The organism is Faecalicatena faecalis (assembly GCF_012524165.2).
GTDB lineage: Bacteria > Bacillota > Clostridia > Lachnospirales > Lachnospiraceae > Faecalicatena_A > Faecalicatena_A faecalis.
This window is the reverse complement of sequence record NZ_JABACJ020000004.1, coordinates 225,037-240,331: the sequence shown is the minus strand read 5'-3', so window position 1 is coordinate 240,331 and position 15,295 is coordinate 225,037. Positions and strand designations below refer to the sequence as shown.

The window sequence follows — 15,295 nt, the reverse complement described above, 5'->3', positions numbered from 1 at the left end:
TCAGGCAGATGCAAATCTGTCTATTTGTGCTGCTTTTTAATCTCAAAAGAAGGCTGAAGACAAAAATATCTTCAACCTTTCTATTGCAAACCAATCTTAACTTAGTGACATTGCCTTCTTATGATTCCGTCTTTTTGTTACGCGATTCTATTATTTGGTTGTACTTCCAAAGCCGCCATTGCGCACATCGGTCACATCATCGTCAACTGTAATACCATATTCCACAAAAATACCCTGCATAAATCCCTCACCTCTGCCAATGTCTACTGTCTTATCTTCATTCGTATCATTGGTGATTTTACAAAAGATATGGCCTTCATTATCAGAATAGAAATAGTCGCTGTCAATAATTCCCACTGTATTATTGAGCTGCAGTCTGTATTTAAAGCCCAGTCCGCTTCTCGGATAACACTTCAATACCCAGTTCTGCTCCATCTCTACGCGGATTCCGGTCGGAACCTTGATGGTCTCTCCTGGCTCTAATACCAGACGAACAGGAGCATAAAAATCATATCCGGCAGAACCGGCAGTCGCTCTTTTAGGAAGTTTGATTCCTTCATAGATTTCTTCCAGATTGGCTTCATCATCCAATCCAAAGGTATCGATCCATCCCTTTGTGAACTCCTCTAAGCTTACTTTGTGAAATTTTGCGATTCTCTGCATGTTATGTTCTCCTTTATCCGGTGTTATGATTCGTGCAGAACGATTTGTCCCTGTCCGAGGGACGCCTGCACGTCTATGACCTTTTGATTGGCACTGCCCCGCCAGTGAAGCTGCGTATCCTTCTGGCTGATTTCAAATCTGCCATCGACCACGACATCCAGATATGAAATCACAGGCAAATCCTTGATTTCCTCCCATTCATATCCGGTATACAGCCACTGCGTCTTGTCAGGGAAACGCTCACGCACCTCTTTTGCCAATGCTGTGATGCATTCTCTATTCCCCATAAACAGTGGGTCTCCGCCGCTGTATGTAATTCCACTGATATAGTCCTTTTCCAGTTGTTCAAATACCTCTTGCTTTGCTTCTTCGTCAAATGGAATCCCGCCTTTGGGGTCCCATGTGACAGGATTGTGACATTCCTTACATCCGTGAGAACATCCTGCAACCCACAGGACGACCCGCAGTCCATCGCCATTGAGCATATCATCTTTTGTTATATTATGGTACTGCATGTTACATACTTTTCCTTTCTGCAATTTCTGCCATCTTGGCATCATTGAGTCTTGTATCTCCCTTCACCCGGGAGTAAGACAGATAACCGTTCATTCGATCGATCTTCGTCAAATTCTTACTGCCGCATTTTGGGCATACATCCATATCCAGCTCTTCATATCCACAGTCATCGCAATAAGATAAGGACAAATTCACGCCCTCATAAAATCCCTTCGCCATGGCCCTTCTGACCAATGCCTTTACCGCCTCCGTATTGTAGCTGATCGGATATTTTACATACTGAATCTTGCCGCCGTTACTTAAATTCCAGAACCTTCCCTCCAGATCCTGCTTCTCGATCGGAGTGATTTCCTCACTGACATGGCAGTGGAAGCTGTTGCTTACATACTCTCTGTCAGATACATTTTCAATAATTCCGTATTTCTTACGGAACTGCTGAACCTGAACACCGCACAGATTCTCGGCAGGTGTTCCGTAGATTGCATAAAGGTGTCCATCTTCTGCTTTGAATTCATTCACTTTTTCGTTGATATGGTTCAAGGTATCCAAAGCGAACTGTCCATCCTCTGCCAATGACTTCTTATTATGGAGCTGTTGCAATTCATTAAGTGCAGTGATTCCAAAAGAAGCTGTCGCTGATTTTAATAACGGCTTGATCTTATCATATAATCCCAGGTGTCCACCGTAGAAGCCGCCCTCACAATATGCCAGCGGGTTCGTGGAGGCCTTCATCTCTCCTAAGTAATCATAGGTCCTCTGATGAAGCTTCCTAATCAAGTTCAGGTAATAATCCAGGACTTCATAAAATGGTCTGCTCTCCTGCTGTGCCTTTGCATAAATCATCGGAAGGTGCAGACTGATCGCTCCAATGTTAAAACGGCCTACAAATACCGGCATATCCTTATCATCTGCCGGCTCCATGCCGCCTCTTTCATACCACGGTGATAAAAAGGCACGGCATCCCATCGGACTGATGATTCTGCCATATTTCTTATACATGCTTGGTACGTATCCCTCTCCAGTCAGGCTGAGCCAGTCTGGATACATAGTCTTTCTGGAACATTCGATTCCAGCCTCAAATACATCCTCCAACGGTTTTCCTGGTCCGTGAAGATTCTCATCATATAAAAATACGATCTTCGGGAACAGGACCGGCTTCTTATGGCCTTCTTTTCCCTGTCCCATACGGCGTACCTCAAGCATCTTGATCGTAGCAAGCTTTCCATAGATACTCGTACGTGTTCCCGCGGTCACTGTAATAAACGGATAATCTCCACGACTGGAGGATACGGAATTAAATTTATATTCCCATCCCTGGAAGCCCTGCTCCATCTCCTTTTCCAGATCGGACCATGCGACCTTTTGTACTGTCTCCTCTGGAAGTCCGAGACTTCTGTACTTTTCAATCAACTGCTTGTGAGACTTCTCAGCATACGGTTCCAAAATCTCGTCTACACTCGGTACCGTAAAACCACCGTACTGCTGACTTGCCGCACTCAGCACAATATCACCGATGACATCGAACGCCGTATCCAGCGTCTTCGGCTCGTTATACCAGAGATTCCCCATCTCAAATCCGCCGCTTAATACACTCTTCACATCAAACAGACAGCAGTTCATCGTATCTCTTCTTGCAGACATATCATGGATGTAGATATAACCTTCTCTGATTGCCTGAATCTCTTCTACAGTCAGGAAGAACTTCTTATATAACTCCTTATTCAGTTCATTAAAGATCAGACTTCTCTTTGTTGAGACAAGCGCACTGTCTGTATTGCTGTTCTCCTTATCCCCTATATACATGATGGACTGGCTCTTCTTATAGACCTCGTCCAGCATCTGTACAAAATCCTGCTTATAGTTCCGGTAATCCCTGTAGCTCTTTGCCACGATCGGATTCACCTTTTCCAGCGCCCCTTCTACTACATTATGCATCTCCGCAATCGGGATATCTGTGATTCCCATGGATTTTACCTTTTCTTCCACAAAATGACAGATATAATCCAGCTCTTCATCTGTAAATTTAATTAAGGCGCGGTAGGCAGACTTATTGACTGCAACTACGACTTTCTGTACGTTAAAATCTTCTTTTGTCCCATCCTTTTTGACTACACGCATCATACCAAAGTTCTCCCTTCATGTCACTATTCTCTATATTTAGTATCTATTTCAACCCCAACAGACTATATCATGTGTCAGTACAAACAATACTACCACCATATAGTATGGACCGTCAATACAAAATCTTTCACAAAAAAGGATGAAAAAACACACTAAAATTTTGTTGAAAAAATTAGGTGACATTTCGTGTCGTTCTCTCTGATATGTAGTCCAAAACTAAGCTGACCAATCCAGTATCTATTTCCAAATCATATCATCCTGAATCTCTTTTAGTGAAAATGCCCCGCACATCGCCATGGTATCCTTTAGCTCTGCACCGATTTTCTGCACATAAGATGCAACGCCTTCCTCTTGACCTCCATAAACGGCTGTCACAAAAGGACGTGCGATCAGCACTGCATCCGCTCCCAGAGCCAGCGCCTTAAAGACATCGATACCAGTGCGGATACCACCGTCCACAAAAATCTTCATCTCCCCGCCAACTGCTTTCACTATTGCCGGTAATACCTCTGCTGTAGACGGGCATTGATCCAGGACGCGTCCCCCATGATTGGAAACTACGATTCCCTGGACTCCAGCTTCTTTTGCCTTTAACGCTGCCTTCGGCGTCATAATTCCCTTTAAAAGGAATGGAATTTCCGCCATCTTCACGATTTCTTTCAATTCTTCCACAGACTTGCTTCCGGCCGGAGGATTTAAATTTTGTAAGAACGGAAGCCCCGCAGCATCAATATCCATTGCCACTGCAAAAGCGCCAGACTTCTTCACTAGCTCCATCTTCTCCTTGATCGTCCCAAGATCCCACGGCTTAACAGTCGGAATTCCCATGCCATCGAATTTGCTGATTGCCTCTGTCGCCTCAATCATTACCTGGTAGTTCGTACCATCCCCGGTAAATGCCGCAATACCACTTTTCGCACAAGCCGGTACAAGGATATCATTATACTCCTGATCAGAATACTTGTCCCCGTAATGCAGCTTCACTGCACCGACCGGACCTGCAAAAAATGGATATTCAAATGTCTTGCCAAATAACTCGAACTTTGTCTCGACTGTTCTTTGTTCACAGATCGTATCCATGTTGATCCGCACTTCCTGCCACTTTGCATAATTTCTTACCGCCAGATCTCCGGTCCCCTTTGCCCCCGGCCCCGGCATGGTGTTCTTACATACGATTCCATTGCACACATTACATGCCTTGCAATATGGTCCGATATTCGTCCTTGCATTTTTAATCACTTCACTGTATTCCATTTTCTTTCCCTCACATTCACTATTTTCTCTTAGCGGAACATCCCGGATTCGTCCAGTACCTTGAGCAGCTCTTCAATCTGCTGCTCATTGATGACAAGAGCCATACGCACATAGCCTTCGCCCTCACTGCCGAATGCGCTTCCCGGTGTCACGATCAGTCCCGTCTCTTCCATCAGTTTCATACAGAAATCAAAAGAAGATCGATACCCTTTCGGAATTTTTGCCCAGACAAACATCGTGCCCTGGCTATCCGGCACTTCCCATCCAATTTTCCGCAAACCTCCGCAAAGTGCCTTGTTCCTTGCTTCATAATCCTGCCTTTGTTTTTCTACAAAATCATCCGGCCCGGTCAATGCTGCAATCGCTGCATACTGGATGGGCAGGAAGATACCATAATCAATCTGGGAACGCAGGGTCTTGAACTTCTTTACGATCTCCCGGTTACCCACGACAAAAGAAATCCTGGCACCGGTCAAATTATATGTCTTAGAAAGGGAATAGAATTCTACCCCTACTTCCTTTGCGCCCGCAAAGGATAAAAAGGACCTGCCCTGCTTCCTTGTATAAATAATATCCGAGTATGCATTATCGTGGAGGATGATAATCTGATGCTCCTTCGCAAATGCGATCAGTTCCTCATAAAACTCATCCGGTGCACAGACACAGACCGGATTCAGAGGATAGGATACGATCATATACTTTGTCCTTTTTAAAACGTCCTTCGGGATGCTCTTAAGATCCGGCAGATACCCGTTCTTTTCCTCCAGCTTATATGTCTCGATCTTCGCCCCGGCCATCATACCGCTCGTCTCGAACAGCGGATATCCTGGGTTCGGTACCAGTATGGATTCCCCCGGATTACAGAACACCATCCCTATGTGGGACATCCCTTCCTGAGAACCATAGACGGACATGATTTCATCCTTCTCTAGTTCTACTCCAAATCTGTTTATGTACCGGTACTGCACAGCCTCGATGAGCTGCGGCAGGTCCTCGATCGAATACTTATAGTTCTCGGGATCCTTGCAGGCATCCTCCATGGCCTTCATAATATGCGGTGCCGGCTGAAAATCAGGCGTCCCTATAGAAAGATTATAGACCCGTTTCCCTTTCCATAAAAGCTCTTCCTTCTTTCGGTTCAGCTCTGCGAAAATCCCTGCCTGGATGTGGTTGACTTTATCAGAAAACTGAAAACATTCCATTCCTACTGCCTCCTCTTATGCAAACATTTCACGACTTCCCATTATATCATATCTCTCTAAAAAGAGACAGTAGATTTCTTATCATCTACTGTCTCTTTTTTATTTGCGGAATAACATTTGGTCTTCCTTAGAAGGAACATACTGTGCAATATCCTGTATATTGCAGTTCAGAATGTAGCATAATTCATTCAGAGTAACGGTATTTACAGGTTTGTTCTTTCTCAACCGATTTATCGTTGAACTTGATATGTGATATTTCTTAATCAATGTATAGGTACTCTCCTTTGAATTTTGTAGTGTGATCCAGAATGGACTATAATCAATCATCTCAAGCCTCCTTTTTTATAGCATATAATGAAGTCTTTTAATTGACTATAGTCGTTAAATAGACTATAATATACCAAAGGAGTGATTCATTGTGAAGCTAAACATGACGTCAGCGCAGCTAAAAAGATTCCAGGAGTTCCTTCTTATGGATGATTTTGAATTTTATGACCGCTTCATTGCTGACCTGCCCAAGGAGGCGCAGGACAGATTTTTTGAGGAAACACCTGACTTTCTTTCTGAGTATCTCACTGATCCCCGTGAAGTTGATTTAAAAAATGATAGAATCTATCAAAATATAAAAAAACAGATTGCGGAAATCGAAAGAAAAACCGGGCAAAAAGAGTAACCCTCTTTTACCCGGTTTATTTACTGCTTTTTAAAGAATACTTTCTTTCCGCACCAGATGCCTGCACCGACAAGTACGAACAGACAAAGTACAACTAAGATCCACGGCATAACGCTGTCCTTGCTCTCTTTTTTCATTTTTTCCATTCCATTATCCGTCGCAGCCTCCATTTTCTCTTCGTTCTCCCCTGACGCTGATACATATTGTGCATGATCTGCTGATTCTGCTTTTGTATCTGATTTCCTTTTTACTGAATCAGCGTTCTGCCTGAGATTCGACGAGTTATCCCCAGATGCGCCTAAAACACTACTTGACGAACTCACGGCAGAGGAATCCTTCTCGTTATCCGACTGTCTCCCGCTTACAGACCCAGAATCTCCGCCGGTCCTCATCTCATCTGAAGAGTTAGTTGTATGATGCTCTTTCTTCTCATCTACAGCACCGTCAGTCTGATCCGAAGGCTCTTCTTTATCCGGGAATGTCGGATCAAGATCTTGACCTCCGCGGTCCCCACCGCCGTCATCATCCACATCCGGGGGGACTTCTTCTGAACTTCCGGTATCAATCTTCCATACAGGACTTGTCCCAGCGAACATGCTGTCTCCATCGACAACTACTCTCAAATAATATACCGGAGCTTCCAAGGGCACGACTATATGAAAGTATAGCAAATGGTTCCTTGGCTTTACGATACCGGCCAGTATATCACCACCTTCTCCCTCATATCTCTCGAACCGTTCCCCGTCGGCACTATATTCGATTCTCATTCGCTCTGCTCCGGCTGGGTATGGAACTACTAAACTGACACCATTCCTCACGAAATCCTGATCCACTTCATAGGCGATCAGGAACATCTTCTCAGGAGGAAGACACAGAACCGTGACCTCTGGAACGATTCTATTTGGATTTTCCAGCTTCCCGTCAAGCCTCCCATCCTGAAATGTTCCTTTTACGATACAGTATCCCGGGTTCGTAAATGCACTGTCAGGAATCGCCCATGTAACGGGAATCCGCTCGATTCGTTCCCCTTCGACACCCGTTTCTTCTACATATACCCCTACGGTATCGGGAAGGCTCCATTCCCCAGGCATCACTCCTGTCTCTGTATAGACAGGCTCCAATTCTCCCAGCTCCAGCGCTGTATAGATCCTGCCTGTATCGACCGGAGGCTCAAGAGAGGAATTCTCATAACGAATTTCTCCTTTCGGATGATACACACTGTACGTCCTGGCAGAAGCATCTAAACCCACAGCTAAGACAAAGGAATCATGCAGTATGATTCGTCCGACATCGTCATTGACACTATCCCTGCAGTAGATTCCATAACTCTCGCTTCCCCCAATTGCCTGAATCTGGCAGTGATTCACGGTAAGTTCCCGCAGATTCATACTTACAAGCCCCTTTGCTGCCACACTGCCCGATACTTTAATATTCAGATTCGAGACTTCGATGGGCACCCCCTGTGTCCATGTAATCCCCTGTATGTCAGTTCCCTCTCCTTCAATCGTAAAAACGCCTCCTCTGGAAGGACCTGATACACCGTTTGGGCTGAGGACCTGAAGCACCACGCCTTCCTCGCCTGTCAGCCTGAGCAGCCCCTGCTCAAGCTTCAAGATACCCCCGGTGTTGACCATCATAAGAAAACCGTTGCGGGTATTTCCTTGAATGATCAGATTCGGATTATCAATCACCATCTCACGCTGTACGATGATTCCATGACCATTACAGTCGATTGTAATAGGCCTCGTCCCATCCAGAACAGCCGCCTCTTCCTTTTCATCTGAAATAAAAAGATCACCAGACAACTGCTTTGTTATCGGTGCTTCACCGTCTTTATGCTCCTCATACCACTCTAAAAATGTATCTTCATCCTCCTTGACGGGCGGACCCCAAGCCCGGCATTCTCCCGACCATATAAAAAACAGCCCGGATACCAGGATGCCAAAAAGGAACATCCTTTTCCATTTTTTCATCATTTGCGCCCCCTCATGTTCCCTTATTTTTTGCTATCATCTTATCATAAGTGAAATAACAATGGAATCACAATAATTAACAACAAATAACAACATGACTCTTTTTCCGCCATTTCTATTTGCAAACTTTTACCGTTCCCTTTAAAATAGAGCCATGTACTTACGAAAGATGGTGAAACAATGGAAAAATTACTTTTTATTGACGATGATACAGAAATGCTTTCTCTGAACCAGACTTATTTTTCAGAACATGGCTTTTATACTGACACTGCAGCAAATACAGACGATGCACGCTCCCTGCTAAAGGAAACTGTTTATGACTGTATTATCCTGGATGTTCGAATGGAAGGAGAGAATGGATTTGACTTCTGCAGGACACTCAAGAATCTGGACGACACTCCTGTTATTTTTCTGACTGTTCTGACAGATGATGAATCACTGGAAAAAGGATTTCTCAACGGCGGGGATGATTATCTGACCAAGCCTTACCGGATGAAGGAGCTGGAGCTGAGAATCCGGGCCAGAATACGCCAGAAGCGTTCTTTTGAATATGAAGACAGGAGCAGTGGACTGATCATCTGTCCAGATGAAAAACAGGCTTATATAGGGACCAGTTCACTCGGACTTACCGTAAATGAATTCCAGATTCTACAGTTTTTGAGTCAGAACAAGGGCATTCCTTTCAAGCAGGATGAGATTTATGAAGCACTTTGGGGAGAAAGCTATAACACGCACAGCGTCCAAGTGCTGATTATGCGAATACGAAGGAAGCTAAAAGAATTTTCCCCTGACAAGGAATATATCCGCACTCAATGGGGAAAGGGATATGTTTTTACGGAGTAGCTTATGAAACGAAAAGAAAACCTTCAAAAAATATCATTATCCCTTTTTGTACTCCTGATCTCACTGCTTGGAATCGGAATCCTCTTTTATCTGACCTACCACTTGGATAACAAATATACCTACAAGGGCAGAGACGTTACTGTTCTTGCGGATGGATGGGATTTCTATCCCGAATATGACAGGCTCCCTGCAAATGGCACTGCCACGGTTCTTCCTGATACAGATCGTCCAATCACGATCGGAGAGTTTGGGACTTTCCGCTCTTTCCATAAGGACGCTTCCCCCTTTGGAAGTGCTGTATACCGCAAGCAGCTATATCTTGAGCCCTCCCCAAAGGGCTGGCTTTTAGAGCTTCCAGAGATATTTTCAGCAAGCAGAGTTTACATCAATGGCACCCTGGTCCGCTCTTACGGATCACTTGCGAAGGATACCTACAATATCCATATACAGAACACACTGATTTTGCTGCCTTCCGGCTATGTAGAGATTGTGATAGAGGCAGCCAATTACTCCCATTATTACAGTGGATTGATCTATCCGCCTCTTGTCGGTGAAGCGGACGCAATTACAAAGCTGGAGACCGGACGCCTGATTTTTTATGGTCTTCTTTGCTTTTTCTCCCTGGGATGTGCCATCGTCTCATTTTCTGTCTGGTTCCGCAGACGAATCGACCCTCTGTATGCGGCTTATGGACTCTTATGCTTCTTTTTTGCGGTCCATATTTCCTATCCACTGATACACTGGTCAGGAATCAATTGGGGAGAAATGCCTTATGTAATAGAGGATACTGCCTGGTTTGCCATTTTCGCCTGTATGAATGTCCTGACATACCAGTTGCCTGGACAACACAAGCATCGATACGGATATCTCCTCTGCTATGCTTTTTCCATCGGTATGGCCGCACTGCCTCTGCCGGCATTTTATATCTTGTTTCCTCTTTGTCCGAAGTTCATACCTGTATATAGCTTTCTGGCAGCTGTAGCAAAAATCATCATGAGCATCTACCTGATTCTCGTTTCTGTATCTGGTACGCTGCGCAATCCTCAACAGGTATGGCTTTTGAGCGGAAATGCGGTATTCGGTCTCGGAATCCTGATTGATTATCTCACTGCCGGGCGCTTCGAACCGCTGCGATTCGGCTGGCAGACAGAATACTGCGGCTTCATCATGGTCCTTCTATTCACAGTGTTGATTTCAGATTATAACCGCAGGATTCTGATTCAGCGGCAATATCTGATGGACCATCTGCAGGATGAGGTCAATCGTAAGACTGCCTGGCTGACATCTATGCTGGAAGAACGGAAGCAGTTTTTGTCCGCTGTGGCCCATGACCTCAAGGCGCCTGTCGCCGCAATCAATACCTATATTGATTATATCCGCATGAGCGGTATTGGGTCAGATGAAGAGCTTTTGCATTATCTGGATATCATAGACCACAAGTCTTCCCAGATTCAGAACAATGTACAGAGCCTGCAACTTTTCCATACACAGACCTCGCACAAGAGCGCACCGGAAATCTTTGACTGTGTTGAATTTTTAAAATATATTTATCAGGAAACCGTTTCTTACGCAGATGCCAATGGAATCTATTACCAGACAGAACTTCCCGAAGGTCCTGTGTACTTATTCGGACATAAGGAAAGCCTGTTTTGCGCCTTTGAGAATATGATTGTAAACGCAACAGAGCACACTCCCTATGAGGGAACCATACGGCTTGCGGCTGCCTTTATAAATGATACACTAAAGATCACACTGTCGGATAATGGGGAAGGAATTCAACCCGAAGATCTTCCGCAGATTTTCCACTATGAATTCAGCACGAAAAAAGGGGAAGGGCTCTGCGGCCTGGGGCTGTATTTCACAAAAATCAGCATTGAAGAATATGGTGGTTCTATCAATGTAGAATCCCGGCCCGGAATGGGGACTACATTCTACATCACCTTTCCAATTGCTCATATGAATACGCCGGGCTAAAAAGGCGGGTCCTTTATATCAACGATAAAGGATCCGCCTTTCCTATTGAAGCTTTTGAACCAACCTTAGAAACGGCCCTGATTTCTACTGGTCAAATCTCTTTTTCTTCCATGCGCCTGCTGCCCCTGCTCCTGATAGGAGTGTTGCTGCAAGAAGCATTCCTGCATTCGCTGCATCACCAGTCTTAGGAGTCGTATTCTTTACTTCTTCTTTCTTTATTTCTACTTTCTTTTCAGCCTCTGGCTCTAGTTTCGTCTCTGGTTTGCTCTCCGGCTTAGTGTCATCCGTAACACCTTTGTCAACAACCACAAGTTTTGTCTCTACACTTTTTGTCTCGCCGTTTTCGACATACTGGGCATAGACTGTATGAGTTCCTACGCTTAAACCATTCAGAACCTTTGGTTCCAGAGCAAACATTGTCTGTCCGGAAGGACCTGTGTAAATTCTGACCCCGTCTATAAATTTGTCATCAATTTTTACCACTCTATAATCTCTCGCATTTCCCTTCAGGTAGAACCCGAGCAGCTTATCATCTCCCAGATGCCATACCACCTGAGCGCTTTCGAATGCATGATCAGATGGTTTACTTGTGTCTATCACCTCAAAATTTGTTTTGATGCGTCCGTTCGGATAATGAGCTTCAAAGGTATGATCACCAATTTCTAAGCGTTTTAATACCTGATCACTCACCTTTACATTGAAATAGCCTCCTGCTACTGAAGCATCTGTTATATACTGTGTATACTGGTCACTGGTCAGATCCTTTCCATCGATCCGGTAACCCGTATAATCACCAACTTTACCTTTCAGTGAATAGACGAGTTCATACGATCCACCCTTGCCCCATTGCTGACCACTCCCATACAAGATCCTGTATTCTTTTGGAGCATCAGCGGTAACACATACCGGGAATGTATACTGCTCCTGCACATCACCATGTGTCATAAGAAGGACAACATCTATGTCTGTTTCTTCATATATGTCTGGTACCAGTGCTTTTGACGGCGGGGTTACCCAGGAAATGTCAACGTCTGTGACCGAAAGCTCCTCCTTAAGGATCCGCAGAACTTCGCTGTCCAGCTGGTCATTGACCGGGAAGGCATGTACATCAGTATATTGTCTGATTAACTTCTTTGCACGTTCCAGAGCTTCTTTGTCAAGGTTCCTGATCCGGGGAATCGTTAGGTTATCAGTCGCCGGATCAAGCTTCCAGGTCAAGGTTCCGTCATCGGCCTTCAGGATCAGTGTTCCTGTAATCTCTCCCTTGCTGTCTACGGTAGCAGGAGTCAGCTTAAATCCATCGGCTAGATCCCAGGAAACGGTAAGATCCGCGCCCACATCTTTGGCTATTTGTAACACATACTCTGCTGTCGTTGCATTGCTAAATCCAGCCCTCTCGAACTCCTCCCTGATTACGTCTCTTAAGGCTTCAAAGTTGGTAAATTTCCGCTGCACTCCGCCTGTTGTATTAACTCCCTCTACACCTTTCACGGCAAAGTTGACTTGAATATCACGCTTAAACGAAGAAGACTCTGGTATCTTTACTTCTACAACCCGGACTTTACTGTTCGCATCAGCAAGTCTCTGATCAATTTCATTGCCGATATTGTCTATGAACTCCTGCGATGCATCTATAAAATCCTGTGCCTGATATTCCGCTAAAAACTCATCAATCATTCTGTGTGCAGCTTTTATTTGCTCTATGAAATCTTTCGGCAGCTTTCGATAATAAGAAGTGTAATCTACCCATCCCTTATAAGAGAGTGTCACATTTATGTTACAGGATCCCTTTGCATCTTCAGTCGCATTCTTCTTCTCAAGTGTAAGCTCCACTGATATTTCAGGATTATTGATTGCATTATTAACTGCGTCCAGCAGTTCATCAGATGTTGTATTATTATCAACAGGATAATTGTTTAATGCGGCATAAGCTTCAACCACTGCAGCAGTCAGACAATCTTTATCAGCCTGATCTTCTGTTGTTAATTGTGGGAGTATACAACTGGTGTTTAGAGAAGATTCAGCTCCCTCAGTAGAAACCAGCTTTATCTCCACATTAATACTTCCTTGTGTATTGACCGTAGGTGCTACTGCGCCATACAATCTAATACTCCCGACACTAATTTGGGGATTATTGATTGCATCCTCGGCTATCTTTTTAATCTCTGCTTTCATTGCACTAGCATTTCCCGGTTTACTGACAACTGAATAGTTGGTTAATACTTCCGTGACAGCAGCTTTTGCATTTTCCAGCTGTACTTCCGGGCTCAAATCTTCATCTGAACCTGCTAATAATGCCCTGCTCTCGATTGCTTTCTTTAGCGTATCAGCCTTTTCCTCTGTCTCTGCTGCAGACTCCTGTGCCTCTGGCGGCGTAATTGTATTGCCGTCCTGTATTCCCTGAGAATCTGCATTTTCTACAGCTGCATCATTTATTTGTGCTTGTGGATCTGTCACAGTTACTTCTGTCTCTGTCACAGGTGCTTCCGGTTCTGTTGGCACTTCTGTCGCCTTTGTCTGTTCCTCCACTGGTACCGCAGGTTCGGTATTCACCTCCATCTCTGCCGGCTCAGCTACCGTCTCTGTACCCGTATCCACCGCCACAGGCTCTGTGACCTCCTCTGTCTGTGCACTGGCAGGTGCTGTCTCTGATACTTCTGCTACTGCCGCCGGATCTGTATCACTAGCACTTACGTTCATTGTAAGTGTTCCTGAACACAGCGAGGTAGCCATCATTACCGCCAGTGCCATACTGGACAGCCTTTTTCCATTCTTCATTTCCCGTTGTCTCCTTTCCCTCCCCGGCAGTGTGATGTGACTATTTTTTCTGTAAATCCTATACTTTTATGACATGCCGGGATTTTTCGTTACCTTTAGAGACATCATACAATAATTTCTTCAAATATTCTCAATTTTTACACACTGTTGTTTTTTATTGTTAACTACTGGAAATTTATAGTGAGTTTTTATGAAATTACAGAAAGCAGCTATAAAATAGGTGAGCTATATGATGAACGTTCTGCAGAGAAAGGAAAATGCCGATAAAGCCCGTAAATACGGGATATATCGACATTTACCAATTTATGTAAGGATAATCAAATTACTAAATAAGTTTTAAAATAATGATGTATTTATTTTGAAAGACCCTGCCTCCTAAAATGGAGTTCCATACAGATCATAAGGTGTAAGCTGATAAACGTAATAATTAAGCCAGTTCGTATACAGGTTATTAGCATGTGCCCTCCAGATCAGTTCCGGCCTATTATCCGGGTCGTCCTCTGGATAATAATTCACAGGCACCTGGATATCCAGTCCTTTGCCTTTATCCCTCTTATACTCTGTATCCAATGTCACACGGTCATATTCCGGGTGTCCCATCACAAAAATCTGGCGGCCTTCTTTTGCCATACAAAGGAAGACACCCGCCTCTTTAGAATCTGCTAATATGGTGATTCTGTCATCCGCTTCCAAAAGTTCCTGCGGAACCGTCGTATGTCGGCTGTGAGGTGCATAGAACACGTCATCGAATCCTCGCACGAGCGGAATCTTTCTGTTTCTCACATGATGCTTGAAAACTCCGAACATCTTATTGGGCAGTTGAACCTTGTCGATTCCATAATGATAATAAAGGCCCGCCTGCGCTCCCCAGCATAAATGCAGGGTGGATGTGACATTTGTAGTCGTCCAATCCATAATTTCCTTTAACTCTTCCCAATAATCCACCTCTTCGAACGGCATCTGCTCTACAGGTGCTCCTGTAATAATAAATCCGTCGAACTTCTGGTGTTTTACCTCCTCAAATGCCTCATAAAATTTATAAATATGACTCGTCGAGGTATTCTTTGAAACATGGCTGCCCACCCTTACAAATGTCACGTCGACCTGCAGTGGTGTATTGGACAGAGAACGCAGTATCTGCAGCTCCGTATCTTCTTTCAAAGGCATTAAGTTGAGAAGCCCAATGCTGATAGGACGGATATCCTGATGTGCAGCACGGTATTCGTCCATCACAAATATATTTTCCTGCTCTAATATCTCCTTTACTGGCAAATCATTTTGTACTCGTATTGGCATTG

The 15,295-nt window shown here is 44.4% G+C and carries 12 protein-coding genes; 3 read left to right on the top strand and 9 right to left on the bottom strand.

Going from position 1 to position 15,295, the window contains the following annotated elements; translation table 11 throughout:
• Positions 1-150: 150 nt before the first annotated feature.
• The 6 genes from HGO97_RS07010 to HGO97_RS06985 form a co-directional block, all read right to left on the bottom strand.
• Entirely contained in the window at positions 151-663 is a 513-nt protein-coding gene (locus HGO97_RS07010) for a dCTP deaminase/dUTPase family protein (protein WP_216240586.1), read from the bottom strand.
• A gap of 23 nt (positions 664-686) precedes the next feature.
• Positions 687-1,178: an anaerobic ribonucleoside-triphosphate reductase activating protein gene (nrdG, locus tag HGO97_RS07005; RefSeq protein ID WP_216240606.1), complete on the bottom strand. Its 492-nt coding sequence runs from the start codon at positions 1,176-1,178 to the stop codon at positions 687-689.
• A 1-nt stretch (position 1,179) separates the two neighbouring features.
• Positions 1,180-3,300: an anaerobic ribonucleoside-triphosphate reductase gene (gene nrdD / locus HGO97_RS07000; protein ID WP_216240585.1), complete on the bottom strand. Its 2,121-nt coding sequence runs from the start codon at positions 3,298-3,300 to the stop codon at positions 1,180-1,182.
• A gap of 237 nt (positions 3,301-3,537) precedes the next feature.
• Positions 3,538-4,554: an alpha-hydroxy-acid oxidizing protein gene (locus HGO97_RS06995; protein WP_216240584.1), complete on the bottom strand. Its 1,017-nt coding sequence runs from the start codon at positions 4,552-4,554 to the stop codon at positions 3,538-3,540.
• Between the two features lie 29 nt (positions 4,555-4,583).
• Positions 4,584-5,756, bottom strand: a complete 1,173-nt coding sequence (locus HGO97_RS06990) for an aminotransferase class I/II-fold pyridoxal phosphate-dependent enzyme (protein ID WP_216240583.1) — start codon at positions 5,754-5,756, stop codon at positions 4,584-4,586.
• Between the two features lie 99 nt (positions 5,757-5,855).
• Positions 5,856-6,083 carry a helix-turn-helix domain-containing protein gene (locus HGO97_RS06985; protein ID WP_216240582.1) on the bottom strand — a complete coding sequence of 76 codons (228 nt, stop codon included), beginning with the start codon at positions 6,081-6,083 and terminating at the stop codon, positions 5,856-5,858.
• A gap of 145 nt (positions 6,084-6,228) precedes the next feature.
• On the opposite strand from HGO97_RS06985, the gene HGO97_RS06980 reads away from it, so the two are divergent.
• Positions 6,229-6,429, top strand: a complete 201-nt coding sequence (locus HGO97_RS06980; RefSeq protein ID WP_246597339.1) for a hypothetical protein — start codon at positions 6,229-6,231, stop codon at positions 6,427-6,429.
• Positions 6,430-6,449: 20 nt separating this feature from the next.
• Here the strand turns inward: HGO97_RS06980 and HGO97_RS06975 are convergent, their stop codons facing one another.
• Entirely contained in the window at positions 6,450-8,405 is a 1,956-nt protein-coding gene (locus tag HGO97_RS06975; protein WP_216240581.1) for a hypothetical protein, read from the bottom strand.
• Between the two features lie 177 nt (positions 8,406-8,582).
• On the opposite strand from HGO97_RS06975, the gene HGO97_RS06970 reads away from it, so the two are divergent.
• Both HGO97_RS06970 and HGO97_RS06965 read left to right on the top strand, forming a co-directional pair.
• Entirely contained in the window at positions 8,583-9,245 is a 663-nt protein-coding gene (locus HGO97_RS06970) for a response regulator transcription factor (protein ID WP_216240580.1), read from the top strand.
• Between the two features lie 3 nt (positions 9,246-9,248).
• Positions 9,249-11,219 carry a sensor histidine kinase gene (locus HGO97_RS06965; RefSeq protein ID WP_216240579.1) on the top strand — a complete coding sequence of 657 codons (1,971 nt, stop codon included), beginning with the start codon at positions 9,249-9,251 and terminating at the stop codon, positions 11,217-11,219.
• An 84-nt stretch (positions 11,220-11,303) separates the two neighbouring features.
• Here the strand turns inward: HGO97_RS06965 and HGO97_RS06960 are convergent, their stop codons facing one another.
• Both HGO97_RS06960 and metA read right to left on the bottom strand, forming a co-directional pair.
• Positions 11,304-13,997: an LPXTG cell wall anchor domain-containing protein gene (locus HGO97_RS06960; RefSeq protein WP_216240578.1), complete on the bottom strand. Its 2,694-nt coding sequence runs from the start codon at positions 13,995-13,997 to the stop codon at positions 11,304-11,306.
• A gap of 375 nt (positions 13,998-14,372) precedes the next feature.
• Complete coding sequence (gene metA / locus HGO97_RS06955) at positions 14,373-15,293, bottom strand: homoserine O-acetyltransferase MetA (protein ID WP_216240577.1); 921 nt, start codon at positions 15,291-15,293, stop codon at positions 14,373-14,375.
• Positions 15,294-15,295 lie beyond the last annotated feature (2 nt).

What these genes read in the sequence shown, in the direction of transcription:
- HGO97_RS07010 (WP_216240586.1), bottom strand. Translation starts at nt 663, where the DNA reads ATGCAGAGAATCGCAAAATTTCACAAAGTAAGCTTAGAGGAGTTCACA.
- nrdG (WP_216240606.1), bottom strand. Translation starts at nt 1,178, where the DNA reads ATGCAGTACCATAATATAACAAAAGATGATATGCTCAATGGCGATGGA.
- nrdD (WP_216240585.1), bottom strand. Translation starts at nt 3,300, where the DNA reads ATGATGCGTGTAGTCAAAAAGGATGGGACAAAAGAAGATTTTAACGTA.
- HGO97_RS06995 (WP_216240584.1), bottom strand. Translation starts at nt 4,554, where the DNA reads ATGGAATACAGTGAAGTGATTAAAAATGCAAGGACGAATATCGGACCA.
- HGO97_RS06990 (WP_216240583.1), bottom strand. Translation starts at nt 5,756, where the DNA reads ATGGAATGTTTTCAGTTTTCTGATAAAGTCAACCACATCCAGGCAGGG.
- HGO97_RS06985 (WP_216240582.1), bottom strand. Translation starts at nt 6,083, where the DNA reads ATGATTGATTATAGTCCATTCTGGATCACACTACAAAATTCAAAGGAG.
- HGO97_RS06980 (WP_246597339.1), top strand. Translation starts at nt 6,229, where the DNA reads ATGGATGATTTTGAATTTTATGACCGCTTCATTGCTGACCTGCCCAAG.
- HGO97_RS06975 (WP_216240581.1), bottom strand. Translation starts at nt 8,405, where the DNA reads ATGATGAAAAAATGGAAAAGGATGTTCCTTTTTGGCATCCTGGTATCC.
- HGO97_RS06970 (WP_216240580.1), top strand. Translation starts at nt 8,583, where the DNA reads ATGGAAAAATTACTTTTTATTGACGATGATACAGAAATGCTTTCTCTG.
- HGO97_RS06965 (WP_216240579.1), top strand. Translation starts at nt 9,249, where the DNA reads ATGAAACGAAAAGAAAACCTTCAAAAAATATCATTATCCCTTTTTGTA.
- HGO97_RS06960 (WP_216240578.1), bottom strand. Translation starts at nt 13,997, where the DNA reads ATGAAGAATGGAAAAAGGCTGTCCAGTATGGCACTGGCGGTAATGATG.
- metA (WP_216240577.1), bottom strand. Translation starts at nt 15,293, where the DNA reads ATGCCAATACGAGTACAAAATGATTTGCCAGTAAAGGAGATATTAGAG.